The sequence below is a fragment of the Parapedobacter lycopersici genome, from assembly GCF_040395035.1.
In the GTDB taxonomy this organism is placed as follows: domain Bacteria; phylum Bacteroidota; class Bacteroidia; order Sphingobacteriales; family Sphingobacteriaceae; genus Parapedobacter; species Parapedobacter lycopersici_A.
The window spans coordinates 17,519-42,699 of sequence record NZ_JBEBRB010000015.1 but is presented as its reverse complement, the minus strand read 5'-3'; the positions used below and the strand labels follow the sequence as shown (position 1 = coordinate 42,699).

The following is a 25,181-nucleotide window of genomic DNA, read 5'->3' as shown; positions in this document are numbered from 1 at the left end:
TTTCCCGATTTTACCAGCCCTTTTTACTGCCCTTTCCCCTGGGTCATTACCTTGACTGTCTGAAAAATAATATTCAAGTCTGCCCGAAGCCCCATCTTTGAAAGATATTCCAAATCAAAAGCCATCCGGTCACACATCTGGTCGACGGTTTCCGCGTAGCCATACGTAACCTGTCCTATGGATGTAATACCTGGTTTAATACGGAATAGTTCCCGGTAGGCTGGAGTACGTTTGGTTATTTCATTAATAAAATATTCCCGTTCAGGCCGTGGTCCTACAACAGCCATATCACCTTTTAACACATTCCAGAACTGTGGTAGTTCATCCAAGTGGGTTCTGCGCATAAACCGGCCCCATTTTGTCACCCTCGGATCGTGATCGGATGCCAATTGCGGACCGTTCTTTTCGGCATCGGGACGCATGCTCCTGAATTTATAGATAAAAAAAGGTCTTCCTTCCTTACCGATACGTTCCTGCTTATAGAAGACCGGGCCACGTGATGTCAGCTTAGTAATGAGCATCAGTACCAAAAATACCGGAAGACCGGCAACGATCACCAATGAAGAAAAAACAACATCAAATACCCGTTTAATGAATACGGTTTCCTGATGCACTAAAATCCGCTTTTTTATAGACTGCAGATTGACGCGAAAGGCTGGTTGATAAGTAAAGAAATCGTCAATGCTCCCCTGCAGCGATACCCCGCCATGCAGTAACATATTGTTATCCCCGGGGTAGGTTATCTTCTGTATTTGCTCTTCCCTTATCATAGTTCTTCAATAATTCAATACTGTTTCAACAACCAATAAAGTGCCATGTTTGTAAAAAGGCAATGGGCGTCCAAAACGGGCTGTAAGGGGACTATTGTCAATAAAAACAGGAGGAAACGTGGGGAAAATTTCCACAATCAGGGCAACCCGACGGTAGCCGGGGAATTACAACGACTTATCCCAATATCGCTTATGCATGGAAAAAGCCCGGCGAAGGTTCAGGGGTAACATCCGGTACCGTAGTCCAAGCTGGTATCCGAACCATTTTGCAAAAAAAGAACAACCGACTTTGGGTAGTAGCAGCGGGTTGTGCCGACCAACGTAGCTGATCTCCGATTTCGCGTATTTCAGTCCTTCTCTATTGGCGTGACCGAAAGTCTCGATGATCCATGGTGTCAATCGATGGAAAACACCAATATCAAAATAACGCGCGAATTCCTGGCCAAGAGTATAATCGTGCGAATGATATACACAGGCGGTCGCCGCATAGGCGATCTTCCACCCTTTCCGCACCAGATTGCCGGCAGTAATCACATCTTCCCCCATAATCGTGTTTTTTGGGAAACCGCCAACGCGTTCAAAGGCAACCCGACGGTAAGCTGCAAACGAGTTGGAGCAAAAGATCGTTTTGACGCCGTACTTATCGGCATCGCGTAACTGCCGTATATATCCTTTTGAAGAATAGTTATATAAACGTGCATGTGCTTCAAGCACAGTGGCATCCGGATTGGGGAGTTGTCTACCATAGGCAATTCCGACTTCCGGATCGTCAAATACCTGGACAATATGCGTTAATGTATCGGCATCGGCCGGCACAGCATCCTGCGTAAAAAAAACATAAATATCTGCCTCCGGAAACCGTTCAATAGCAAATTGGCGTGTCCCTCCGTGATCAAAATCAGCGCTGTCAACCCTGAGAACCTGAAAACCGGCATCCTTCGCCGCTGCAACGGTATTGTCTGATGAACCCGAATCGACCAGTATTCTGCAATTCATTGGATAAGTTTGGCGATTCAGTGCCTGTAGCACCGCTTCCCAGCGGCTTCCTGCATTGAATGTGGGGATATATATATTAACTGTCTTCAAAACCAAAAATACATTGTGTTCATTCTTCAGTGACTTCAACGGATCCATAATCGGGATAACCGGTTACTATTCTTTCTCGCACAATCCGTGCGGTGCCCTGGCCGATTAAGCGGATGGAGTTATCCTGCTTGCCCGCACGATGTTCATTATTTTCCAGCAGCAGTCCATCCGGGTTACGACTCATAAATGTACGTTGCTGTTCGCCCCCCGGCAACGCAACAAACGTATTGTTTGTTACTTTCATTCTTGGTGATCCATCGTCAAAAACGCATGCGTTCCTCGATTCCACCACATTGCTGTCGATCTGTACATGCCCGGCACTTTTGCGTGTCGTAATAGCCGCCCCTCCAGTGCTGTTAATGCGGTTGTTCCGGATAGTGGTGCTGGAGGCATTGACGACCAACAGCGCCCCCAAAGGGTCTTCACTGTGTAGCGTATTATTTTCAAACCGAATGCGACCAGACAAATTGAAATGGACGGGCCCGCTTTTTATCTGATTGCCGGTAAAGACCAGTGAGTCTATCTGAATACCGGTAGGTAATGATACCCTGTTGACTGTATTGTGATCTAAAAAGAGTGATTCGCCGTTTGCATTCGCCAATAACAGCAGGTTTGCAAAGGTATTTTGACGCAGGTTAATAGCAGTAAACCGATGAACAATTTCGATTGTTCCATCTGTATAATTGTTGTTAAAATCAATTTCCCCGCAATTTTCAAGGTAGAGTGCGGGTCGGTTGTTTTTTACCGACCTATTATTGCGGATGACCACATCGCTTACATTAATCAGGGTGGCAATACCTGACCCATCAGGTGTGCTTTGTCCGTCGACAAACCCATTGTCTGTACTGTAATTGGATGCAATCAAGCCATTTATAGGTATCGCCTGATGGGCTGTTCGATTGTTTATGTCAATTGCATCGGCAGCGTTGTATTCAAATCGGTTGTTCGTAATCGCGAAATCTTTTTCCAGCGCCGCGCTGCCGAAAGCGATTTGTATCGCACTCATACCATTGTGATGAATACGATTACGGTCTATTGTCACTCCTGAAGTTGCATGTATAAAAATCCCGTTTTCCCCATTATGATGAATATTATTCTGGTTTAATGTCACGTATTCGCTGGCGAGTACGCGAATACCTGTTCCGGGTTGGTAACTGGATGCAGATTGCCTTGCTTTCCCATAGTTACTGATTTCAGTATCGCTTACCCGGCAATTATTGCATTGATACAGTAAAATGCCTGGGAATGACCGTAATTTTGAAGAATCGCCAACGATGTAGCTGTTACGAATGCTGATGTTCTCGCTCGTTGACACATAAATGGCCTCGTTCATTGTTTCTGCACGAAAAGACAGATCGATGTCGGATACCCGGTGTGCCCTGATCAATGGCCATTTGGAGTGCTGCCGCTGAAGTGTATAATCTTCTTCGTCTTTTGGTGTCAGTTGCTTTAAGGTGCCAATACCTTTTAGGTGAACGTTGGAGCGCAGACGGATGGTCTGTATCAGGAATGTACCCTGTGGAATGACGACAGTATCCCCGGCATCAGCGGCATTAATAGCCGCCTGTATGGCCTTAGTATCATCGGTGCGACCATCGCCTTTTGCACCGTAATCACCCACATTTACGACTTGGCCGATCCCAGCTGCCTTTGCCGCATTGTTTCCTCCTGGTTGGTTGCAACCAACCAGGAGCTGTCCTAACACGATAACAGTAAAAAGCACGGTTTTAGATAAAAACAACAGCTGATAAATCATGATTCGATATTTAAGGTGTTGCGAGAATGATGTCCCATGTTTTCATTGCCGTTTTTTCCCAGGAAAACTCAGCCGCTCGATGATAACCGAGCTGAACGTAGTGCTGGTATATCGTTTTTTCATTTACCAGGGTCTCGATCCCGTGCGTGATGGCTGACACATTCTTCGGATCAACACACAATGCGGCACCCCCCGATATTTCCGGCAGCGCGCTTGTACTTGCAGTAATTACCGGTGTACCCGAAGCCATGGATTCAATAACCGGTAAACCGAAACCTTCCATAAGTGAAACATACAGCGTTGCGAAAGCACCTTTGTAAAGCGCAGGAAGATCGTGCTCCGGAATGTATCCCAAAAAACGTACCCGATGCGCAATGCCAAGCCTATCGATATGGGCGGTCAATGCCGGCTCGGCTTCACCTGAAAGAAAAAACATGAATTCGGTAGGAATAACTGCGTGGGCAAAAGCGCTTAACATGGCCGGCAGGTTTTTATTTTTCCGGCGGTTGCCCACATACAGAAAATAGGGACGGCCGCTAAAATACGCAACCGTATTTTCCCGGAAATTTTCGTCAACCCCATTATAAACTACAGTAATTAAATGATCCGGAAGACCGAGTAATTCAACGAGCTGCTGCTTGCTGAACTGGGACACCGTAATGATCTGTTTTGCTTTTGCCGCACATCTGGCAATGACCTGCTTATAATAAATCCGATGCCATTTTGTGTAGTAAAACAAATGCATCAGGTCGTGTATAGTAATCACAAACGGCACTCGGCTATACAAGGGAGGCATAAACGAGGGACTATAAAATACATCTGCCGGACTTTTACGGATTTCACTGGCAAGTATTACCGGTGTCAGCATGTTCCCTAATCCTACCTCAGCCTGTACGAATGAGGGAACAACATGCACCGGCATACGCGCCATTACTTCGCGATACAGTTTGCCAATGCCGGTATCACCAGCCCATCTTTTGTCAATCAGTATCCGTTTAATCATATCGCTATCATACGTTGCTCAACCTGTTTAAAATTCACCGCCCGCGAACTTCCGAGCAGCAGAATTAACACCAGGTATAATATAATATCATTATCGTAGCCAGAATACAGGATCATCATGATGGCCAGTAACGGGGCAAAAGCGATCCACCAAAACGATTTCCCCGGCTGTTGTTTTAAACAAAAACGATAAAAGAAATAAAGGAATAAGCCATAGGAAAGTAGTCCGATGATGCCAAAATCCAAATAGCAACTCATGAATGTATTATGAATATGCGGCTCTCCATGGTAAAACCGTGCGTATTGGCTGAGAAAGGCGCTGCCGCTCATAAAACCATTCCCCAACGGGGAAATTTCTGTAAAATGTTCAATGAATGTTTTCCAATATTCCACCCGCACACCCATACCGTCATTCGAAGCGGTTATCGTGTCTATCCGGATTACCTTTTGTGCGACGAAAGGTGTAACCAAAAGTGTAATCACGACGAGCATTACCCGCCATCGCACAGAAAACACCAACCACAATAGGCCGTAAACCCCAATAAGCAACGCGACTACCGGGGTGCGTGAGAGTGATAGCCAGGCCAACAGGAATATCAGTAGGACACGCCACCAAAGGATACGGTGCTGCCGGACTACCGGCAGCAATAAATAGATGAAACCCAATAAGGCAATGCGCGCGCCGAACATATTTTTATCGATTAATCCCCAAAAATAGAGCGTTGGCCGGTATAGGGCACTACCCTTAGCCGACGTAGGGCTGCCAGCGATCCATTGGAAGCTGGCTGCTTCGTGATAAACAAGCAGCTGAATGAATGTCAACGCCAATACCACATGCAGCGTAAGATCAATGCGGCGGAGCAAGGTGGCATTATCTCGTTGCGCCACCCATCCAGCAGCAAAATAGAGGAAGCTAAAGTTTATTGGCAGTTTAAGAAAATTGATGATTTCAGTATGGTTGACAGGTAAATCAGTCAAAAAAACCCACCCGGCGTAAGCAGTAAACAGTGCTAAAAAAAACACCCAATAATGGCGTAGCAGCTTGGGCGTATCGACATAAAAGCATAATGCAGCCAGCAGAAATACCAACGGATAAATTTTGATGGGAATAAAAACGGACACAATGGAAAAACAGCATAATGCTTCAGCCATATTCCCTTTGTATTTTTCGATGATGTTATACATCCGCTTTTATTTCTTTATCGCTGCTTGCAACACCGTTTCATATTCGCCAGCCATCCGATCCGGATTAAGCAATGGTGCAATAGATTGCCTCGCACGCTGAGAAAGCTGATTATACAGTACATTATCCTGCCATAGTGCGGTTAACGCCTCTCCGAGCGAATCGGGCTCAGCGGGCTCACATAATAGGCCGTTTACACCGTGGATAACCGTTTCTGGTAATCCACCTCGGTTACTGGCTATGACAGGCAAATTATTTGCCAAACCCTCCACAGCAACCATACCAAGTGGCTCCTCCCAGCAGGACGGCACTACAAGCAGGTCGATACCTGCATAAAAATCCGCGGCGTCTACGTATCCGGCAAACGTGATGCGTGGGTCAGTCGCCACCAGGTTCTCCAGGTGGCGTACATATTCCGCCTGACCCCGGCCTGCAATATACAGACTACCCTCAACCTTGGATTTTCGAAACTGGGTAATTAACCATTCAACCCCTTTAATTGGCGAGAGTGTGCCGATGTAACCGATTTTCAATGGTGCGCCTGGTTCACGTTTACGTGCGCCGGAAACGGCGGGGATACGGCGCGCGTTATAAATGACGTGGTGTGGTACTCCCGCAAAATACCCAACGCCCCTAAACCGGTCCAATATGTTCCGGCTGATACCCACCACGGCACTCGCCTGCAACGACCGGCGCTCATGGCCGGTACGGAGCACGCGGCAACGGAAACACTGCCCATGACAGGCTCCCTCTTCTTTATACATATTGCTATTGGCACACAGTAAATACATATCGTGCAGCACCTGAACGAATGGGATATTGGCCCGGGCAATTTCATCCCATACGGCGACCGACCAGCCGACCAGGTTATGGCACGATACCACATCCGGCTGCTCGATCTGGAGTATATGCTCAATATCCGACCGAATCGCGGCGTTATATCGATCGCGCAAGTGCCATGCCAGTCGCCTGAATGCATTTGGGTGTTTCTGCGAAAACGGCCAATAGTAGTTCCGCAATCCGGCACGGTATACCCGGACACCGTCTACCTGTTCGCTGTGAATACCTTCCCGCGGAGCCAGGCTTAGTACCGCTACGTCGTGTCCTCTCGCCTGCATACTTTCTGCGATTAATTTGAGGGAGATCTCCGCTCCACCTGCCACATAAGGGCTATACAGCACATTAATATAGAGTATTTTCATGTCACGGAATAGCCTATGCGGTTTTGATTATTTTTTTTCGACCAATGCGCGATAAATATGGTCCAGTTGTATGCCTACGGATCGCCGGTCGTGTACCTTCTCAACATGATCGTACAACCGCGTTCCCATTTCTTGCAGTTTTAATGGATTTTCCTGTTTTAGTAACAGTGCGCCGGCAATTTGGTTGGTCAACGCTTCGCGATGTTCCGCAGCATTTCCATATCGGTAATGAAACACCCTGTCCTGCAGCATGCCCAGATCTGTAATGGTGCCAATTTCCGGGCATATAACGGTCTTTTTTAATGAAAACGCAAGAATAGCAGTTCCCGAGTTCAAACTGCTTGTCAAATCATATGGAAGCACCAATACATCCGCTTTCCTGATTAAGCCTGCAAGTTCTTCGTCAGGGATAAAATAAGGGCGGAGTTCCACATTTCCGGCTGATGCAGCTTGTTTCGCAACCTGTTTTCGATACACCGGATCTGTTGCACGGCCCGCGATAACCAGTTGTACGTTGTCATGAAATTGCTGGACAACCCCAATCAGCATTTCCAGATTTTTATAGGGCTTTACCATACCCATAAACAACAGTTGCAGCTGCGGGGCAGCTCGCATTACCGATGAAATAATATCACCATATACACCGATAAAATTAGGGTGTGGGATGTATACAGCCTTCCGTGCTACTTTACTGTCGATGGTTGCGAGCATATGCTCCGATTGATGCGTATGAATAATAATCCGGCGGGTCCATCGCAGCAGAAAGTATACTAGGATTCGACTAAAAAAAGCTGTTTCCTTCTCATGCGATGTACGGTTATGCATGGTCCATATCAATGGTTTTCCGCTTAGCCGGATGGCCGTCAGCACAACCATTTTACGAAAGAAGCTTTTTAATGCAGCAAAGAAATTGCTGTCATCGATATTTTCAAACCAGTTTAAGTGCACCAGTCTGATGGACTTAAAATGCCTAAAACTGGAAAAAAAGTTATCCAGGGCATGTATTCGATAACCTTTGGCATTTAATTCATCTACGATTAAACGGATATACTGGTTTTCATTATTGACGGGTGGGTTGAAAATAATGTCCATGGCGATTTAATTTTGTTTTTTTCGTCCGATGGATTTTGCCACGGCTAGCAGCAGGTCACGATAAGTCAATCCAAAAGTTTTCCGGTTCTTTAACCACATCCCTAATTTACGTAACGGTGACTCTCGCATGGAAAGCATCAACGTATATCGTTTCCGTTCCCGCATCAGCGCAAACTGTTTCGTTAACAACGCATTGTAAACGATCACTTCATCGGGGTGTGGTTGATAAGTTTTTAGAAACTCGCTAAGCCACTGTGCGTACTGCATATTAGCCTGCATTTTCTCCAGGTCATTGCCGGATGAGGTGATGGAGAGGCTATTGCTTCTGTAATGAAAGAGCGGCGTATTGGTGTGGGCTATGCCCTTTTCACGGGATGCAAGAAACGCCGTGATATCATCTGAACCCCAAGCCAGCGGCAATGAATAAAAACCTCCCCTCCGGCGAAGTGCGTCTGTCCGATATACAAAATCAGAAATATATTGTGCCCGCAATTGACGCAACCGGTGCCAAATGCTGTCGCACACCCGCTCGTAAGCCGGCCATGCGGGAGTAAGTTCCATGGGTTGACCAGCTTCATCGATGACGACACTCCGGCAATGGTAAACATCCAATTCCGGTTTAGCTACTATCAGTTCGGAAAACACTTCCAGATATTCCTTCCCAAGTCGGTCATCGTCGCCCATAATTATCGTAAAAGCGCCTTCAGCCAAAGAAAGGCACCTGTTCCAGTTCGCGGTGAGCTGCGATGCACCTACATTTTCCTCATTTTCAAAATAGCGGATACGGGGATCTGTAAACCCCTCAACAATCTGCCTGACTGGCTGGGGCGAACGATCATTTAAAATAATCAATTCGAAATCGCCAATCGATTGCTGTAAAATGCTCTGAATGCATTCCGCTAAAAAGCGACTCTTATATGCTGGTATGCAAATTGAAAACCGAGGCATTATTTTTCACTAATTAGTACCCTTTTAAGGTAGTGGATATCCGTCATTTTAATAACAAACACGAATAGGTAAACAACATATAACAGTACAAAAATAACCGAATTCAAAATTAACAAGCCATATCCGGTGGCTACCGGCAAGTATCCAGTCACATAACGGGTAACCAGCATGCACATTCCGCCCCCAATTGCCGCAGGAAGAAAGGCCCTTGTAAAAAGCCTGAAACCATCCAGTCTTAGAACCTTCGGAATATAATAAGCATAAAAAAATCCAATTTGCAAGACCATATACACCAGATAGCCAATGACTGCGGCTCCCACCTGAAAACGCGTGGCTAATACCACCGTAATTGGTAAGGACAAGAGGCAGGCTGTAGCCGATGAATATACCAAAAAGCGCGTTTTTCCTGTGGACAGCACCATACTGGCAACTGGTGTATTATGCATAGACAATAAAACCGTCAACAGCCATAGTGATAGCCAGACGGTCAAGTGTCCATAGTCATCGCCCATATACAGCCGCAGAATATCATTTGCATTCAATATCAATCCAAAGACCATCAAAGCCAGAAAAATGGAAATGTATTTCGTTGCTTCAAACATTAAACGTTCCATCCGGTTATGATCGCCCTGCGCGTGGATTTTTGCGGACGACGGAAGCAATACCTGCATGAAAACTCCTCCAAACGCTACAATTAGCATGGCAATTGTCTGAATAACCCGATAATCAGTCAGCACTTCGGTGCCATCAGCGAATTTAGCAAGTAGCAATGGTCGTAGGTTATTGGCGGTAAGTTGAAATAATCCCATGATAAAAATAGCCAGGCTATAAGTCAGTATCTCCTTAAATGCCGCACCATGCCATCTCGGTGTAATTAAAGAGCGTACCGGTAACTGAAAAACACGTAGCCGCCAGATATAAAATGGGATGGGAATCAGTGTGGATAAAGTATAACATATAAAATAAGTAATCAATGACCATTGAAAATAAATGGCAAGCAGGGCTACTCCGAAATTAAATACGCTGCTAAGCAACAGGACGCGATTGATATAACCGAGTTCATCCTTGGCACTTAGTAATTGTACGGCGACATTAGCAAGCCAGTTTAATACCGTTGAAAAGGCCAATATGTACATGATCTCCCGGTATATCGGCACCTGGTTAGCGGTTATGTTGAATAAATCCGGACCAAAATCAGCCATCACAATAAAAATAAGTGCGTTTATCAGGCCAACCACACCGTAAAAAATAATACTGGACCGCGACACCGCTCCTACTTTATCCAGTTCGCCACTTTCCACCCACATGGAAAAATACCGAACTGCACCCACGTTAAACCCCAAATCCATAAGACGTAAATACGCGTTAAGCGAAAAAGCAAGCGCAATTAAGCCGTAATCTGCTTTACCATAAAAACTGACCAAAATAGGTATGGTGATAAATTTGGCCAGGGCATCCGTGATTTTGGCCAGGATACCCCATATGGATCCTGAGAAAATCTGTCTTGTCCGATTACCGGGTTTTATGGACAGCTTATCATTCCCTGTTTGCATAGTTTAGCCGATAGTTCACCCGGATTACTGATCGCCGGTTTTGATAATGCGCTGCGTTTTTAACGTTTGTCGACAGCGACGGTTTAACACGGCTGAACTGCAAACACCGTGCCTTACTCCGTTTTATAACGTACAAGCGATCAGCTGTATCGCTACTTATGTGTTAACGCGGAACACGATGTGGTATAAGAATTGAAACTATTACTGTTTAGATCGTCAAATTGCCATGATCCACCGTGAACAGGCCACTAATTGACGACCGGTTTGTTGAAATTTTTCAGCAAAATGCTGATTTACTCACCAGCATTTCCCAGCGTTTAGCGAACCAGCAGACCGTAATAACCAATGTACCGGTATTCCGCACAGCGACAATTAACCAAATATCAAAGATGTTCAATAACGGATCAGTAAAAAATGGACATTAAATAATAATGAACGTGAATGGAACGGGAGAGTTGTGAGATGCCGAATTAGGGAATAATGGTACCGTTATTCAGGATTCGGGAAAAGGAACCGCCGCTAAAAACGCATTCGACACAGCAGCCGCTTTAGGGTTCTTCGACGATCTCTTCTATAATAGTGATTTCCCGGTGATTTACAGCATCAGTAATTGGGCAATAACCTGTCGCTCCCCGTAAAATCAATGCGCTTCCCACAGCCAATTCCGCCAATGCCGCCAATGGTTGTTTAAATATTCGGGTTATCCCGGTATAGCATACAAAAGCACCGGCTGCTACCGACAATACGCGTTCGGACTTCGCAATATTCCGGTTTTCATTCGCTTCAATAAGCCGCTCTTTAACATCTTCGAATATTTCTTTGGCTGTCGTATCCATGGTATTTAAATAAATGATTCAGCATAGTTAACAATTATAATCCGAACTTGTTTGGGTTCTTCCTTGAGCAACCGGTTCCAACCAATTATTCACCGCCGGATACAGTGTACGATCGACCCCATTATCCACCGCATGCAATATTTAATCAAATGATTAAAATTTTTGGTTAAACAGAAACTCTTATTTACCTTTGCTGCAGTATATGGGAAAAACAAGTAAATCCGACCTCAGTACGGAAGAAAAGATAAAAGAAGCCGCGCGCAAGGTGTTCACACAGAAAGGATATGCCGCTACGCGCACCCGGGATATCGCCGACGAGGCAGGCATTAACCTTGCATTGCTAAATTATTATTTCCGAAGCAAGGAAAAGCTTTTTGAGATAATTATTCTCGAGAAAATGCATCTTTTACTTGGGCGGATTGCCCCCGTTTTAATGGATGAGAAGACGACAATCGAACAGAAAGTGGAACAGATAGCCACACATTATATTGATACGTTAATGGCTAATCCGGATATTCCACTATTTGTGCTGGGCGAGATCAAAACTAATCCGGCGAAGTTTGCCACGTTGGTCAACACCAAAACCAAGATCGTGGATTCTGCATTTTTTAAACAACTAAAAGCCAGGCGTCCGGACATAAATCCTATCCATTTTGTCTTTAACATACTAGGATTGATCATCTTTCCTTTTATAGGCAAGCCTCTGCTGCAACTGATTACCGGAGTTAAACCAGCGGAAATCCAAACGTTAATGAATGAACGGAAAACTCAGATTAAAATTTGGGTAGAGGCGATGTTAAACGCGTAATATTTTTTTACCCCGACATTAATCAAATGATTAATTCAAAATAATAAACTGCATGATTAACTTTCGATATACGTCACTTAGTATTTGTAGCCTGATCGTTTACTATACCAGTGCATTCGCCCAAGTGCAATCCCTTTCACTCGGGGAAAGCCAGGCCTTGGCCATGGCAAATTATCCAATGGTAAAAGAGCGGAACCTGATTGCGCAAAGCAGCGCTTATTCCATCGAAAGGGCAAATGCCGGTTACCTGCCACAACTCACCATTAACGGTCAGGCTACGTATCAGTCTGCGGTGACTCAGATCCCTTTGCAGTTACCTGGCATGGACGTTCCTGAACTGAGTAAGGACCAGTATAAAATTTACGGAGAAGTAAATCAGCTCATGTACGACGGCGGGGTAACCAAGCTCCAAAAAGAAGCAATTGACGCCAGCGCCGATATCGAAGAGCAGGCACTTGAGGTGGCACTTTACCAAATTAAGGAGCGCATTAATCAGCTATTTTTCGGCATTCTCCTCCTGGATGCGCAAATAGCTCAAAACGGACTACTGAAAAGAGATGTGCAAACTGGCTTGGATAAGATCAATGCCGCTATTGCAAACGGCATGGCGCTTAAAAGTAACGGCAGCTTATTGGAGGCCGAATTACTCAGGGCTCAGCAACAGGCGATTGAATTACAAGCTACACGTAGTGCCTATTTACAGATGCTCGGCTTATTTGTCAACCGGCCGTTAGGTGAACATACGGTATTGGAGACGCCTGAAGCTGCAGTATCTGCACAGGAAATCAATCGGCCGGAACTTCAGTGGTACAGCCAGCAGCAGCGGGGGGTCGAAATTGAGAACCGGTTGCTTACCGCAAAAAACTTACCGAAGCTGAATTTATTTTTCCAGGGGGGAGCTGGACGACCTGCTTTAAATATGCTTAGTAATGATTTTGAGGCATATTACTATACTGGTATTCGATTATCCTTTCCATTGACCGGTTTTTATACGCTGAAAAAAGAACGCGCATTACTTCATATTAAAACACAACGTATTGAAACAAAGAAAGCGGCTTTTTTGTTTGACACCAGCCTGTCGCTTCATCAACAAAATGCTGAAGCAATAAAATACCAGCAGCTCCTAAAAACAGACGATGATATTATTGCGCTCCGAACTTCAGTTAAGCAGGCCGCACTCGCGCAATTGGAAAATGGGGTGATCAATACAGCTGAATACATGCGTGAGGTCAATGCGGAGGACACTGCCAAACTTTCAAAAATCATGCATGAAATTCAATGGCTGGCCGCGCAGTACCGCATAAAAAATATATCCGGAAACTGATCATATCAACATCACTATGAATAAGATAAACTCAATTATGCTGGCGATTTTATTCGCTTCATGTACGGCTGATCAACCAGACTACGATGCGATGGGTACTTTTGAAGCAGTGGAAACAATCATTTCCGCGGAAGCGAATGGCGTCATTAAAGCATTGGAAATCCAAGAAGGACAAGAATTACGCTCGGGGCAAGTAGTCGGCTATATTGATAGCAGCCAACTTGTGTTCCAAAAACAACGGCTTCAATCACAGTTGGAGGCAGTGCTTAGTAAAAGACCCGACGTTGCGGCGCAGGTAGCAGCTTTGCAGGCACAGCTTCAGCATGCCATCCGCGAACAGCAGCGCATTTCCAATATGGTGAAGGCCGATGCAGCAACTCCCAAGCAATTGGATGATGCAAACACGCAGGTTACCGTTATTAAACGGCAGATTTCCGCTCAACAGTCGACTTTGGGCATTACATCTTCCAGTATTACAAAGGAGGCAGATCCATTAACCGTACAAATTGCCCAGTTAGCAGATTTGCTGGCAAAAAGCCGTATTGTCAACCCTATAAACGGCACCGTACTGGTGAAGTATGCCGAGGCCAACGAAATGGCCACGGTGGGCAAACCGCTCTATAAAATTGCTGACCTTTCAACTATTATTCTCCGTGCTTATATAACGGGTGTACAATATCCACAGCTTCGACTTAACCAGACTGTAACTGTTCTGGTGGATGCAGCCAACGGCAAGTATCGCGAATACCGTGGTGTGATTGAATGGATCAGTGATAAGGCTGAATTTACGCCAAAAACCATCCAAACTAAAGACGAGCGGGAGAATCTGGTATACGCTACAAAAATCCGGATAAAAAATGATGGGTTATTGAAAATAGGCATGTATGGAGAAGTGAAGTTTAGCGGCTCCGACAATAAGCAGTAACCGCTATTAATAAGACGAAAAAATAGTGGAATATAGCGCTGGACCTTGTTAAAATAGTTAATATGATTGCCGTAAATCACATTTCGAAAACATATAACGGCGGAGCTGTAAAGGCCGTAAACGACGTGTCATTTACAGTGGACCAGGGAGAGTTATTCGGACTCATCGGACCGGATGGTGCAGGGAAAAGCAGCATTTTCCGCATGCTAACTACGCTATTGCTACCCGACAGCGGTACGGCCACTGTAAATGGCTACAATATCGTAACGAACTATCAGCAGATCAGAAGCAGTGTGGGTTATATGCCGGGGAGATTTTCATTGTATCAGGACTTAAGCATTGAAGAGAATCTCCATTTTTTTGCCACGTTATTTAACACTACCGTTGAGGAAAACTATCACCTCATAGCCGATATTTACGTGCAGATCGCTCCTTTCAAGAAACGCAGGGCCGGCAAGCTATCAGGGGGGATGAAACAAAAACTGGCCCTATGCTGCGCATTAATACACAAACCTACTGTGCTCTTTCTTGATGAGCCCACCACCGGTGTAGATCCCGTTTCACGCAAGGAATTCTGGGAGGTGCTTGGGCGTCTGAAACGGCAGGGGATCACCATTGTTGTGTCTACACCATATATGGATGAAGCGTCGCTATGCGACCGGATCGCATTGATTCAGCAGGGTAAAATCCTTTCCGTTGATACTCCACAGCGGATTGTAGCAGCTTATCCGGATCAGCTATACGCGGTAAAAGCAACTGATATGCTACGTCTCGTCCAGATATTACCCGCTTTTCGGCCTCCGGTCAATAGTTATCTATTTGGTGAATATATCCATGTGGATGCGCTGGGCATAGACGGGGATGCCTTAAGAGGTGATCTGGTCCGCTTTCTGGCCGCCGAAGGGTTTAAAGGCATTGAGGTGGTACCAATATCACCTACAATTGAAGACTGTTTTATTAAAATGCTTACGTCATGAACCCCGAAGAGACCGTAATTAAGACGGCAAACCTGACAAAACAATTCGGCGACTTTGTGGCTGTCAACCACATCTCGTTTGAGGTATACCAGGGAGAGATATTTGGCTTTCTCGGTGCAAACGGTGCCGGTAAGACCACAGCGATGCGGATGCTTTGTGGATTATCCATACCCTCTTCCGGAAATGCTACCATTGCCGGATTCGATGTTTATCGGCAAACGGAGCAGATCAAACGCCAGATCGGTTATATGAGCCAGAAGTTTTCATTATATGAAGACCTCACTGTGAAAGAAAATATCCATTTCTTTGGTGGAATATATGGATTGGACAATCGAGAGTTAAAAACGAAAAGTGATGCGCTAATTGCACAGCTGGGATTGCAATCGGAAGCAAAAAAACTGGTCAGGGAGTTGCCCCTGGGCTGGAAACAAAAACTGGCTTTTTCAGTGTCCGTGCTACATAGGCCGAAGATCGTATTCCTGGATGAGCCGACCGGTGGAGTTGATCCGGTGACGCGTAGGCAATTCTGGACACTGATTTATGAAGCCGCCAGCAACGGCATTACTGTATTCGTCACCACGCATTATATGGATGAAGCAGAATACTGTAACCGCGTTTCAATTATGGTGGACGGAAGTATCGAAGCGTTAGGAACACCCCAGCAGCTAAAAACGCAGCTGAATGAAGCAACAATGGACGGCGTATTTTATCAACTGGCCCGGGGAGCTAAAAGAGAAGCATAATGGAGCAGTTCATTGCATTCGTAAAAAAAGAATTCTATCATGTATTGCGCGACCGCCGGACATTATTCATTCTGTTTGGCATGCCACTTGCGCAAATACTCATCTTTGGATTTGCCTTAACCAACGAAGTCAAAAATGCCCGTCTTGCTGTATTCGACCAAGCGAAAGACGAAGCCTCACAACAGCTGATTAACCGCATAATAGCCAGTGGTTATTTTGAACTACAGGAAGATGTAATGGAAAATTCCCATATGGAGGATGCATTCAAATCCGGTAAAATAAAACTGGCTATTATTTTTCCAAGGCATTTCGAAAATGACCTGCTCCATCAGCACCACGCACAGATACAGGTTATTGCGGATGCTTCCGACCCCAACACGGCAACCACACTAACCAGCTACATTTCATCGATCATCGGGGATTATCAGGCTGAGTTAACCGGAGGCGCGGCAATGCCTTACCAGATCATACCCGAAATCCACATGTTGTATAACCCGCAGCTGAAAGGCGCTCCTAATTTTGTCCCCGGAGTGATGGCATTGGTGCTTATGCTGGTTTCTGTCATGATGACGGCCATATCCATCGTGCGGGAGAAAGAAACCGGAACGATGGAAGTTTTACTTGTGTCACCATTTAAACCGACATGGGTTATCCTGTCGAAAGCCGTTCCCTACCTGATTCTATCGCTTGTTAACGTATTGACGATTCTCTTGATGAGCGTATCCGTTTTGGAACTGCCAATCGCCGGCAGCTGGGTGCTACTGTTGGCAGAGAGCACCTTATTCATCATCACTTGTCTGACACTTGGGATCTTCATTTCCATCAAAACTAAATCCCAACAGGTAGCGATGCTCATTTCACTGATGGGCATGTTATTGCCGACCATTATGTTCAGCGGCTTTATGTTCCCTATTGAGAATATGCCCCTGCCCCTACAGCTGATCTCCAATGTGGTACCAGCCAAATGGTTTTACATCATCATTAAATCGATCATGATCAAGGGTCTCGGTTTCGAAGGAATATGGAAAGAAACCTTAATTCTAGTTATGATCACCCTGTTTTTCTTTATCCTCAGTTTGCGAAGTTTTAAAATCCGGCTGGAATAATGTAAGTAATAAACTAACCATTACGGAAAACTAACGGCAACAATATGAGAACCATCAAGTTTTTACTACAAAAAGAATTCAAGCAGATTTTCAGGAATAGGGCGATCCTGGTGCTAATTATGGTAATGCCAATCGTCCAGCTGACCATTTTACCGCTTGCCGCAGACTACGAAGTAAAGAACATCAACCTTTCCGTTGTAGATCAGGATCACTCGCCCTACTCAAGGCAACTGATTTCAACCATCACTGCATCGGGCTATTTCAGGTTACAGGGGTACCACCAGTCCATTCAGGAAGCATACCCGTTGATTGAACAGGATGAATCTGACCTTATATTGGAAATACCTCAAGGATTTGAGCGTAACCTGATCCGCGAAGGCAAACAGCAGTTATATATTGCCGTCAATGCTATTAACGGCACAAAAGCTGGTTTAGGCGGAGCCTACCTCACCCGGATTATACGCGATTACAATCAGGATATCCGAATGGAATGGATCCCACCTACCCGTTTCCAAGCGTTGCCTTCCCTTGAAATCGTATCCAGCAACCGCTTCAATCCATTACTGAATTATCAATTTTTCATGGTGCCGGGGATCTTGGCGATTTTACTCACCATGGTAGGCGGTTTCCTGTCTGCATTAAATATCGTCAAGGAGAAAGAAGTCGGCACTATTGAGCAGATTAACGTTACACCGATTAAAAAACACCACTTTATCCTTGGCAAACTCATTCCTTTCTGGGTACTGGGAAACATCGTGTTTACGTTGGGGCTCTTGGTATCCTGGCTAGTCTATGGCATCTTTCCACAAGGTAACCTGCTTGCAATGTATTGTTTTATCTGGATATTTCTCTTTGCGATATTAGGGTTCGGTTTGCTGGTATCCACTTATACGGATACCCAGCAACAGGCGATGTTTATCATGTTCTTCTTTATGATGGTCTTTATCCTGATGGGTGGCTTATTTACCACGATCGACAGCATGCCTGGATGGGCAAAATCGATATCCCGGCTAAACCCGGTAAGCTACCTGATAACAGTAATGCGTATGATTATCTTGAAAGGAAGTAGCTGGATAGACATCCTCCCCCATATGGGAATCATGTTCTTATTTTCGGGCATCTTAAATGGTTGGGCGATATGGAATTATCGAAAGACAAGCTAACGTTGTATCGAATGTAATTTAACCGTCATTATTGTCGTCTAGCCTGAAATGGGAGCCAAACATTTGAATAAAATTGTACATTTGACCTATACACAAAAAAAGTCAAAAGGTCTGTTTCTCATTTTGCCGGTATGTTTTAATTTCACATCATGCAAACAAAAGGAATCTTATTAAACTACGAAGGCACCGTGGATACCAATGGGCAGCATTGGGGTGCTATACTGTGGCACAAATTTCATAAATACATTACCGGTTTAGAAAAATCAGCATTTACCGGCGCCTATACTTATGCGGAAACGGTCCTGATCACGGAAAAGATCATCCAGCCCAACCATGTGTTTTTTGACGTCCTGATCCATAAAATTACACAGCAGTTTCACTACTTAACTAATCAGGGTTATCAACTGGATTACACGGATGTACATGCCATCGCTAAAGAATGCAACGATCTGGCGCTTAGGACACTAAGAAAGACGAAGAGTATATTGGAAAGGTTGTCCCATACCTTTCCCATTGTACTGGTTGCCAATTTTTACGGCAACTTGAATACGGTACTTGCTGAATTCAATATCAAACAATATTTTACGGATATCATCGAAACGGACGGTGCAGCCATGAGATTCCCTACCGAGGGTTATGAAAAAGGAATCAACCGTTTGGGTTATTTACCGGAGGAATGTGTAGCTGTTGGCGATTCGTATCACCTGGATATCCTACCGTCCAAAGCGGCAGGGTGTAAAGTCGTATGGCTTAATGTCATGGGTTGGGAGGAATGGGGTATTGATGAACTGGAGATATCGGATGCTGAAATTGGCGACATCGACCAGTTGCCGGGCATACTTGAAACCTGGAATGCGCAACCCGGGTCTGCCCTACATTCGCAGCTGGCAATCCAATGATAATAGCCATCGTTATTTATCGCCATTATAACCTATGTAAACCTGCCGATAAAAATAAAAATGTGCATATTGCCACTCCAAAGGACATATACACATGAAAGTAAAAAAATACTCCGGTGAGCTTGTTGAGTTCGATGTCAATCGCTTAAAAGGCTCATTATCAAAATCAGGTGCAACACCGGATGTCGTCAATGAAATCTGGGAATCCATAAAACCCTCGCTTTATGAGGGGATGTCTACGCGGTCGCTTTATAAAATGGCTTTCCGGCTGTTAAAAAGCAAAGCCGATGTCTTTGCAGCCCGATACAGCCTCAAGAAAGCACTGCGCGACCTCGGCCCTGCCGGTTATTACTTTGAAAAATGGATAGGCCGGCTTTTTGAGCATGCGCAATACCAAACCGTTACGGGACAGTTGCTGGAGGGGCACGCTGTAAGCCATGAAGTCGATGTGGTGGCGCAGAATGAAACGGAGATGCTGGTGATTGAGTGCAAATTCCGAAATACAGTAGATGCAAAAATCAGCGTAACCACCCCAATGTACTTCCTTTCACGAGTAAAAGATCTACAGGGCATCGATTTCAACTTCTTTGGTAACACACGACAATTTACAGCGGGCTGGCTGGTGACCAATGCCTACATGACGACAGACTCCATTCAATTCGCAGCATATTACAATATCAATTTGTTATCCTGGGATTATCCTGTTGAAAACAGCATCAAACGTCGGGTAGATAATGCGGGATTGTATCCGGTGACTTGCCTCACTACCATTGTAAAGGCAGAAAAGGAATTGTTACTGCAAAAAGGGTGCATCCTGGTAAAAGATATTATTAATCAGCCAGCTTATCTGCAGGCATTGAATCTTACGCCTCGCAAACAGCAACGGCTTTTACAAGAAGCCATCGAATTGGTGAACCACCATAATCAATAAAAACATGAGTAATAAATTTCATAAAGAAGAACGTAGTTTTTTACAGGGGGCCCGCGCCAGATGGAAAGAGCTTAAATACGTGGGCGGCGTAGTTATGCAGTTTTTAAAGGGGTTCCGTACCTTACATTTTATCGGGCCATGTATCACGGTATTTGGCTCAGCCCGCTTTAAGGAAGATCACCCGTACTACGAATTAGCCCGAAGCGTATCCAGGGAGGTTTCCAGACTCGGCTTCGCGATAATGACCGGTGGTGGACCGGGCATTATGGAGGCGGCCAACCGTGGTGCAAAAGAAGCAGGTGGCTTTTCGGTTGGATGTAACATCCTTCTTCCACATGAGCAGGCCCATAACCCATACCTCGACCGCTATGTAACGATGGAATATTTCTTTGTGCGTAAGGAGTTGCTACGTAAATATTCATTTGCTTTTATTGTATTGCCCGGTGGTTTCGGCACCCTAGATGAATTCTTTGAAACGCTGACATTAATCCAGACAGGTAAAATTGAACGATTTCCCATCGTGGTGATGGGTGTGGGTTTCCACCAGGATATCATTGCACACGTCCAGCGGATGATGGATGAAAAAACAATCAGCCCTGAGGACATGGATCTGTTGCTGTTTACAGATTCTGTCGAAGAAGTCGTCAATCACATCCGGAAACATGCTGAGGGAGATCCTTGCATCAAGCTTAATCCACCGCGCAGGGCTTCTTGGTTATTGGGTGAAAAACAGCTAAAGAGAGCCTAAAACCGGCCTGAATGAAAATCCTTTGGAAATACCTGAAACCACAGCGCAAATACATCTATTTTGCGCTTTTACTTGCAGGTATTGCCCAGCTACTTACGATGATCGACCCACTCATTTTCGGGAAAATCATTGACGATTATGCCAATAATATGCGTAATCGGAGCGAACAGGAGTTAGTCCGCGGTGTGGTATTCTGGCTATCTATTGCAATCGGCATCGCGCTGGTGGCACGACTCAGCCGCTCCTTTCAGGATTATGTCATGCGGCTTGCCACACAGCGGTTTGGCATGCAGATTTTCAACGATGGCCTACGACAAACACTGCGATTATCTTTTCAAGAATACGAGGAGCAGCGAAGCGGTGAAACACTGGCCATCTTGCAGAAAGTACGTACCGATACAGAGCGTTTTATCAGCTCCGGCATCAACATCTTATTTTCATCCCTCGTAGGTTTTGGGTTCCTCATCTGGTATGCAGTGACCAAACACTGGGCATTGATTCCAATCTTTCTCATAGGGTTTATTGTCATCGGTTCCATCACAGGAATGTTAAGTCGAAAAATCAAAATCGTACAACGCAGCATCAACCGCGAAACCACGAAAATGTCGGGTATTATCACAGAGTCGTTGCGTAATATCGAATTGGTAAAAAGCCTGGGACTTACATTTCCAGAAATACGAAGAATGCGTGGCCATACGCAAACCATATACGAGCTGGAAATGCAAAAGACCCGCCGGGTACGTTTCTTGTCATTCCTTCAGGGCACCACATTGAATCTCCTGCGCCAATCGATCCTCTTCACGCTATTGTGGCTGATCTTTCGCGATATCCTCACACCCGGGGAATTGATTGCCATGCAGTTTATTTCAACGGCGATCTTTATGCCATTGCAGGATATTGGAAATATTATTGTCCAATACCGGGAAGCCGAGGCATCCATTCAGCTATTCGATAACCTCATGAAAAAGCCCATTGAGCAACGACCGGCGGATCCTGTGCCAATAGGATCATTGGAAGAAGTGGTGTTTGAGCAGGTGGTCTTTCGGCATAAGTCGGCCGCATACAACGCCATTGACGAAATATCGTTTTATGCAAAAACCGGAGAAACGATCGCATTTGTAGGTCCGTCCGGATCTGGCAAGTCCACGCTGGTCAAGTTATTAGTGGGGTTGTATCGTCCTGTATCCGGTGAGATCCGGTTTAATCACGTTTCTGCTGAAAAAATCCGGTTTAATGAAATGCGCCGACAAATCGGGTTTGTTACCCAGGATACCCAGCTTTTCGCTGGCACCATCAAGGAAAACCTGCTTTTTGTGAAGCCGGATGCCAGCGATGAAGAAATCCGGTCGGCCTTATACAAGGCGAATTGCGATCAGCTATTGGCTCGTAGCAGCAAGCATATCGATACACTGCTCGGTGAAGGAGGATTGAAACTTTCGGGTGGTGAAAAACAGCGGATATCCATTGCACGGGCACTTATCAGAAACCCCCGGTTACTGATTTTTGATGAAGCTACCAGCGCCCTTGACTCGCTTACGGAAGAGGCAATTACCGAAACTGTAAGGAAAATATCCGGGGAACGCGAACAGATTACGATACTGATTGCCCACCGGCTTTCCACCATTATGCACGCCGATCGGATTATCGTGCTCGAAAAAGGAAGGATTGTGGAAACCGGGACCCACGATGAGTTAGTTGCTTCAAAAGGTCTATACTATGCCATGTGGCGACAACAAATCGGTGAAAGACGGTAGCGGACGGCTATTCCAATCCCAAATTAAATGTCTGTCGCAATAAATCCAGTGTGGGATTTTTGGCGGCCATCGCCTGATATTTTTCCTGGGCCGTATAAGGTTTCCGTACGACATCGCCATCCAACTGCACGGGAATAAGGTCAATCGCAAAATTACGCAGCTTTACCCGTAACTCATTGAGGATATCAATCTTTGACGTGTACAGCAGTTCCTGTTGAATGGGGTTCTCCACCAATACTTCTATCCGGTAATCCGGCAGTAGTTTCGGGGCATTCGCCGTCATTAATGTGAATAGATTAATTTTATTTTCAGCTTTCAGCCGATCGGCAAAGGCATGCCACTGTTGTAACAACTCTTCATAGCCAAATGATTCACGTTGTTCGCCATGGCGCAATTCAGGCTCAGCAGCCGTTGCCTCGGTCTCAGCCTGGTCGAGCATCCGATTTAAATCCGGAATCACATGTCCTAATTTCACGTTCCCCCACGAGCTTGTTTCACTACCCGGTCGATCGGCACGGACAGCATCCGGTACTTTCACAGCATCAACCGCTGCTGTGGCATCCGCTACCGCCTGTTGGATCGGCTCCGGTGGTGTTGGTTGTAATGACTCCGCTTGTTTCGGCGGAACAAGCGTCACGGGCTTATCCGATCCGTCATCTTGTGAGGGAGTAACGGTGACGCGGGGATCAGGCTTTTTTTTTTCAGTTGGCACTGTCGCAGACGGTGCCGGCTGATGCTGCGCAAGCTGGATCGCTGAAGCGATATGGCACATTTTCAATAATGCAAGTTCCACTTGCAGGCGCTGGTTTTTCGTCGTGCGGTAATTAATCTCACATTGGTTGCCTATATTCAGCGCAGATAGCAATACGCCGGCAGACACCTGTTGTGCCTGTTTCAAGTACCGTTGCTTAATGGTATCGCTGGTTTCCAGCAGTTTGATTGTCGCCGGTTCTTTAACAACCAGTAGGTTCCGGAGATGCGAAGCCAGGCCGCTGATAAAGTGGCCGCCATCAAAACCATGTGCTAAAATCTCATCAAGGGCAAGCAGTGCTACAGCAGCATCTTCCTGGATAATGGCATCTGTTACCTTAAAATAATAATCGTAGTCGAGTATATTCAGGTTATCGATAACAGCTTGGTATGTTAACGCCTTGTTGGAAAAGCTAACAATCTGATCAAACATCGACAGGGCATCGCGCAGGCCGCCGTCTGCCTTTTGAGCGATGATATGCAACGCGTCGTCGTCATAGGATACACCTTCCCGTTGGGCAATGGCGGCAAGATGTTGCGCCATATCATCCACCTGAATACGGTTAAAATCAAAGATTTGACACCGGGAAAGAATCGTTGGAAGGATTTTATGCTTTTCCGTGGTAGCCAAAATAAATATAGCATAGGATGGCGGTTCTTCCAATGTCTTCAAAAATGCATTAAACGCCTGTTGCGACAGCATGTGTACCTCATCAATGATGTAGATCTTGTATTTGCCGGTCTGCGGCGGTATGCGCACTTGGTCAATCAGGCTCCGGATATCATCTACCGAGTTATTGGATGCCGCATCCAGCTCATGAATGCTGAATGAATTACCATTTTGGAATGCGTTGCAGCTGTTGCATTGTCCACACGCTTCTACATCCGCAGTAAAATGCTCGCAATTGATTGTTTTGGCTAAAATACGGGCACAGGTAGTCTTCCCTACCCCCCGCGGTCCACAAAATAAAAAAGCCTGCGCAAGCTGTTTATTTTTAATGGCATTTTTAAGCGTACCGGTAATATGTCGCTGGCCAACTACGCTATCAAAGGTAACTGGACGGTATTTTCGGGCCGAAACAATAAAATTATCCATCGGTACGAAGATAGGGATTTTTGTGATATCTTACTTCTGATTTCGGCACTTAGCCACTCGTCCGTCTGGGCACCCCATCGTCATAAAACACCAAAATTTTCGGATAATACACCTGAATTATGATATTTATTTTAAGTTTGCTTACCTAAGAGTACATTTATGCATGTTTACGGAATAAAAAATTGCAACACAGTAAAAAAAGCGCTTACCTGGCTGGAGAGCGAAGGCATTCCTTTTACATTCCATGATTTTAAGAAAGAGGGCGTGTCCGTGGAAAAGCTGGAAGCCTGGGAAAAGCAAACCGGGTGGGAGGCACTGGTCAATAAACGCGGCACCACATGGCGCCAGCTTTCCCCTGTTGAACAACAGGCGGTAGTGGACGCACCATCCGCTAATGCGCTCATGCAGGCAAAAACCAGTGTCATCAAGCGACCGGTTATCGAAAGCCCCAAGGGTATTATCCTAGGGTTTGACGAAGCAGAATACCGGAACAAACTGAAATAATCAAACGAGTTAGTCGATAAATTCT

23 protein-coding genes are annotated in these 25,181 nt (G+C 45.5%); 12 read left to right on the top strand and 11 right to left on the bottom strand.

The window, feature by feature from the left end; all coding sequences use genetic code 11:
• Positions 1 to 23: 23 nt before the first annotated feature.
• From ABWO75_RS05430 to ABWO75_RS05385, 10 genes are all read right to left on the bottom strand, one after another.
• Positions 24 to 770: a sugar transferase gene (locus ABWO75_RS05430; protein WP_353183356.1), complete on the bottom strand. Its 747-nt coding sequence runs from the start codon at positions 768 to 770 to the stop codon at positions 24 to 26.
• Positions 771 to 935: 165 nt separating this feature from the next.
• Positions 936 to 1,904, bottom strand: coding sequence for a glycosyltransferase family 2 protein (locus ABWO75_RS05425; RefSeq protein WP_353183354.1), 969 nt, complete (start codon positions 1,902 to 1,904; stop codon positions 936 to 938).
• Positions 1,876 to 3,612: a right-handed parallel beta-helix repeat-containing protein gene (locus ABWO75_RS05420; protein WP_353183352.1), complete on the bottom strand. Its 1,737-nt coding sequence runs from the start codon at positions 3,610 to 3,612 to the stop codon at positions 1,876 to 1,878. The genes ABWO75_RS05425 and ABWO75_RS05420 overlap by 29 nt, the downstream gene beginning before the upstream one ends.
• A 10-nt stretch (positions 3,613 to 3,622) precedes the next feature.
• Entirely contained in the window at positions 3,623 to 4,615 is a 993-nt protein-coding gene (locus ABWO75_RS05415; RefSeq protein WP_353183350.1) for a glycosyltransferase family 4 protein, read from the bottom strand.
• Complete coding sequence (locus ABWO75_RS05410) at positions 4,612 to 5,799, bottom strand: O-antigen ligase family protein (protein WP_353183348.1); 1,188 nt, start codon at positions 5,797 to 5,799, stop codon at positions 4,612 to 4,614. The genes ABWO75_RS05415 and ABWO75_RS05410 overlap by 4 nt, the downstream gene beginning before the upstream one ends.
• 6 nt (positions 5,800 to 5,805) lie before the next feature.
• Positions 5,806 to 6,999: a glycosyltransferase family 4 protein gene (locus ABWO75_RS05405; RefSeq protein ID WP_353183346.1), complete on the bottom strand. Its 1,194-nt coding sequence runs from the start codon at positions 6,997 to 6,999 to the stop codon at positions 5,806 to 5,808.
• Positions 7,000 to 7,026: 27 nt separating this feature from the next.
• Positions 7,027 to 8,091: a glycosyltransferase gene (locus tag ABWO75_RS05400; protein WP_353183344.1), complete on the bottom strand. Its 1,065-nt coding sequence runs from the start codon at positions 8,089 to 8,091 to the stop codon at positions 7,027 to 7,029.
• Positions 8,092 to 8,097: 6 nt separating this feature from the next.
• The gene (locus tag ABWO75_RS05395) at positions 8,098 to 9,039 is read right to left on the bottom strand and encodes a glycosyltransferase family 2 protein (protein ID WP_353183342.1); all 942 of its coding nucleotides are present in this window, start codon (positions 9,037 to 9,039) and stop codon (positions 8,098 to 8,100) included.
• Positions 9,039 to 10,592, bottom strand: coding sequence for a lipopolysaccharide biosynthesis protein (locus ABWO75_RS05390; protein ID WP_353183340.1), 1,554 nt, complete (start codon positions 10,590 to 10,592; stop codon positions 9,039 to 9,041). The genes ABWO75_RS05395 and ABWO75_RS05390 overlap by 1 nt, the downstream gene beginning before the upstream one ends.
• A 548-nt stretch (positions 10,593 to 11,140) precedes the next feature.
• Complete coding sequence (locus ABWO75_RS05385; RefSeq protein WP_353183338.1) at positions 11,141 to 11,428, bottom strand: YgaP family membrane protein; 288 nt, start codon at positions 11,426 to 11,428, stop codon at positions 11,141 to 11,143.
• Between the two features lie 202 nt (positions 11,429 to 11,630).
• On the opposite strand from ABWO75_RS05385, the gene ABWO75_RS05380 reads away from it, so the two are divergent.
• From ABWO75_RS05380 to ABWO75_RS05330, 11 genes are all read left to right on the top strand, one after another.
• Entirely contained in the window at positions 11,631 to 12,236 is a 606-nt protein-coding gene (locus tag ABWO75_RS05380; protein ID WP_353183336.1) for a TetR/AcrR family transcriptional regulator, read from the top strand.
• A 52-nt stretch (positions 12,237 to 12,288) separates the two neighbouring features.
• Complete coding sequence (locus tag ABWO75_RS05375; protein WP_353183334.1) at positions 12,289 to 13,560, top strand: TolC family protein; 1,272 nt, start codon at positions 12,289 to 12,291, stop codon at positions 13,558 to 13,560.
• 16 nt (positions 13,561 to 13,576) lie between these two features.
• The gene (locus ABWO75_RS05370) at positions 13,577 to 14,485 is read left to right on the top strand and encodes an HlyD family secretion protein (protein ID WP_353183332.1); all 909 of its coding nucleotides are present in this window, start codon (positions 13,577 to 13,579) and stop codon (positions 14,483 to 14,485) included.
• A 62-nt stretch (positions 14,486 to 14,547) separates the two neighbouring features.
• A complete protein-coding gene (locus ABWO75_RS05365; protein ID WP_353183330.1) occupies positions 14,548 to 15,462 on the top strand; it encodes an ABC transporter ATP-binding protein in 915 nt (304 codons plus the stop codon).
• Complete coding sequence (locus tag ABWO75_RS05360; RefSeq protein WP_353183328.1) at positions 15,459 to 16,205, top strand: ABC transporter ATP-binding protein; 747 nt, start codon at positions 15,459 to 15,461, stop codon at positions 16,203 to 16,205. The genes ABWO75_RS05365 and ABWO75_RS05360 overlap by 4 nt, the downstream gene beginning before the upstream one ends.
• The gene (locus ABWO75_RS05355) at positions 16,205 to 17,311 is read left to right on the top strand and encodes an ABC transporter permease (RefSeq protein ID WP_353183326.1); all 1,107 of its coding nucleotides are present in this window, start codon (positions 16,205 to 16,207) and stop codon (positions 17,309 to 17,311) included. The genes ABWO75_RS05360 and ABWO75_RS05355 overlap by 1 nt, the downstream gene beginning before the upstream one ends.
• A 44-nt stretch (positions 17,312 to 17,355) precedes the next feature.
• Positions 17,356 to 18,474: an ABC transporter permease gene (locus ABWO75_RS05350; RefSeq protein ID WP_353183324.1), complete on the top strand. Its 1,119-nt coding sequence runs from the start codon at positions 17,356 to 17,358 to the stop codon at positions 18,472 to 18,474.
• Positions 18,475 to 18,623: 149 nt separating this feature from the next.
• The gene (locus tag ABWO75_RS05345; protein ID WP_353183322.1) at positions 18,624 to 19,373 is read left to right on the top strand and encodes an HAD family hydrolase; all 750 of its coding nucleotides are present in this window, start codon (positions 18,624 to 18,626) and stop codon (positions 19,371 to 19,373) included.
• A 94-nt stretch (positions 19,374 to 19,467) separates the two neighbouring features.
• Positions 19,468 to 20,304, top strand: coding sequence for a restriction endonuclease (locus ABWO75_RS05340; RefSeq protein ID WP_353183320.1), 837 nt, complete (start codon positions 19,468 to 19,470; stop codon positions 20,302 to 20,304).
• A gap of 4 nt (positions 20,305 to 20,308) precedes the next feature.
• Positions 20,309 to 21,052: an LOG family protein gene (locus tag ABWO75_RS05335; RefSeq protein WP_353183317.1), complete on the top strand. Its 744-nt coding sequence runs from the start codon at positions 20,309 to 20,311 to the stop codon at positions 21,050 to 21,052.
• An 11-nt stretch (positions 21,053 to 21,063) separates the two neighbouring features.
• Entirely contained in the window at positions 21,064 to 22,806 is a 1,743-nt protein-coding gene (locus ABWO75_RS05330; protein WP_353183315.1) for an ABC transporter ATP-binding protein, read from the top strand.
• A 7-nt stretch (positions 22,807 to 22,813) separates the two neighbouring features.
• Here the strand turns inward: ABWO75_RS05330 and ABWO75_RS05325 are convergent, their stop codons facing one another.
• A complete protein-coding gene (locus ABWO75_RS05325) occupies positions 22,814 to 24,652 on the bottom strand; it encodes a DNA polymerase III subunit gamma/tau (RefSeq protein WP_353183313.1) in 1,839 nt (612 codons plus the stop codon).
• A 159-nt stretch (positions 24,653 to 24,811) separates the two neighbouring features.
• Between ABWO75_RS05325 and ABWO75_RS05320 the strand changes: the two genes are divergently transcribed.
• Positions 24,812 to 25,156 (top strand): ArsC family reductase, encoded by a 345-nt coding sequence (locus ABWO75_RS05320; RefSeq protein ID WP_353183311.1) that lies wholly within the window; start codon positions 24,812 to 24,814, stop codon positions 25,154 to 25,156.
• The last annotated feature ends 25 nt before the right edge of the window (positions 25,157 to 25,181 follow it).

What these genes read in the sequence shown, in the direction of transcription:
- ABWO75_RS05390 (WP_353183340.1), bottom strand. Translation starts at nt 10,592, where the DNA reads ATGCAAACAGGGAATGATAAGCTGTCCATAAAACCCGGTAATCGGACA.
- ABWO75_RS05410 (WP_353183348.1), bottom strand. Translation starts at nt 5,799, where the DNA reads ATGTATAACATCATCGAAAAATACAAAGGGAATATGGCTGAAGCATTA.
- ABWO75_RS05335 (WP_353183317.1), top strand. Translation starts at nt 20,309, where the DNA reads ATGAGTAATAAATTTCATAAAGAAGAACGTAGTTTTTTACAGGGGGCC.
- ABWO75_RS05350 (WP_353183324.1), top strand. Translation starts at nt 17,356, where the DNA reads ATGAGAACCATCAAGTTTTTACTACAAAAAGAATTCAAGCAGATTTTC.
- ABWO75_RS05365 (WP_353183330.1), top strand. Translation starts at nt 14,548, where the DNA reads ATGATTGCCGTAAATCACATTTCGAAAACATATAACGGCGGAGCTGTA.
- ABWO75_RS05340 (WP_353183320.1), top strand. Translation starts at nt 19,468, where the DNA reads ATGAAAGTAAAAAAATACTCCGGTGAGCTTGTTGAGTTCGATGTCAAT.
- ABWO75_RS05355 (WP_353183326.1), top strand. Translation starts at nt 16,205, where the DNA reads ATGGAGCAGTTCATTGCATTCGTAAAAAAAGAATTCTATCATGTATTG.
- ABWO75_RS05370 (WP_353183332.1), top strand. Translation starts at nt 13,577, where the DNA reads ATGAATAAGATAAACTCAATTATGCTGGCGATTTTATTCGCTTCATGT.
- ABWO75_RS05425 (WP_353183354.1), bottom strand. Translation starts at nt 1,904, where the DNA reads ATGGATCCGTTGAAGTCACTGAAGAATGAACACAATGTATTTTTGGTT.
- ABWO75_RS05345 (WP_353183322.1), top strand. Translation starts at nt 18,624, where the DNA reads ATGCAAACAAAAGGAATCTTATTAAACTACGAAGGCACCGTGGATACC.
- ABWO75_RS05380 (WP_353183336.1), top strand. Translation starts at nt 11,631, where the DNA reads ATGGGAAAAACAAGTAAATCCGACCTCAGTACGGAAGAAAAGATAAAA.
- ABWO75_RS05385 (WP_353183338.1), bottom strand. Translation starts at nt 11,428, where the DNA reads ATGGATACGACAGCCAAAGAAATATTCGAAGATGTTAAAGAGCGGCTT.
- ABWO75_RS05375 (WP_353183334.1), top strand. Translation starts at nt 12,289, where the DNA reads ATGATTAACTTTCGATATACGTCACTTAGTATTTGTAGCCTGATCGTT.
- ABWO75_RS05415 (WP_353183350.1), bottom strand. Translation starts at nt 4,615, where the DNA reads ATGATTAAACGGATACTGATTGACAAAAGATGGGCTGGTGATACCGGC.
- ABWO75_RS05400 (WP_353183344.1), bottom strand. Translation starts at nt 8,091, where the DNA reads ATGGACATTATTTTCAACCCACCCGTCAATAATGAAAACCAGTATATC.
- ABWO75_RS05330 (WP_353183315.1), top strand. Translation starts at nt 21,064, where the DNA reads ATGAAAATCCTTTGGAAATACCTGAAACCACAGCGCAAATACATCTAT.
- ABWO75_RS05420 (WP_353183352.1), bottom strand. Translation starts at nt 3,612, where the DNA reads ATGATTTATCAGCTGTTGTTTTTATCTAAAACCGTGCTTTTTACTGTT.
- ABWO75_RS05360 (WP_353183328.1), top strand. Translation starts at nt 15,459, where the DNA reads ATGAACCCCGAAGAGACCGTAATTAAGACGGCAAACCTGACAAAACAA.
- ABWO75_RS05320 (WP_353183311.1), top strand. Translation starts at nt 24,812, where the DNA reads ATGCATGTTTACGGAATAAAAAATTGCAACACAGTAAAAAAAGCGCTT.
- ABWO75_RS05395 (WP_353183342.1), bottom strand. Translation starts at nt 9,039, where the DNA reads ATGCCTCGGTTTTCAATTTGCATACCAGCATATAAGAGTCGCTTTTTA.
- ABWO75_RS05430 (WP_353183356.1), bottom strand. Translation starts at nt 770, where the DNA reads ATGATAAGGGAAGAGCAAATACAGAAGATAACCTACCCCGGGGATAAC.
- ABWO75_RS05325 (WP_353183313.1), bottom strand. Translation starts at nt 24,652, where the DNA reads ATGGATAATTTTATTGTTTCGGCCCGAAAATACCGTCCAGTTACCTTT.
- ABWO75_RS05405 (WP_353183346.1), bottom strand. Translation starts at nt 6,999, where the DNA reads ATGAAAATACTCTATATTAATGTGCTGTATAGCCCTTATGTGGCAGGT.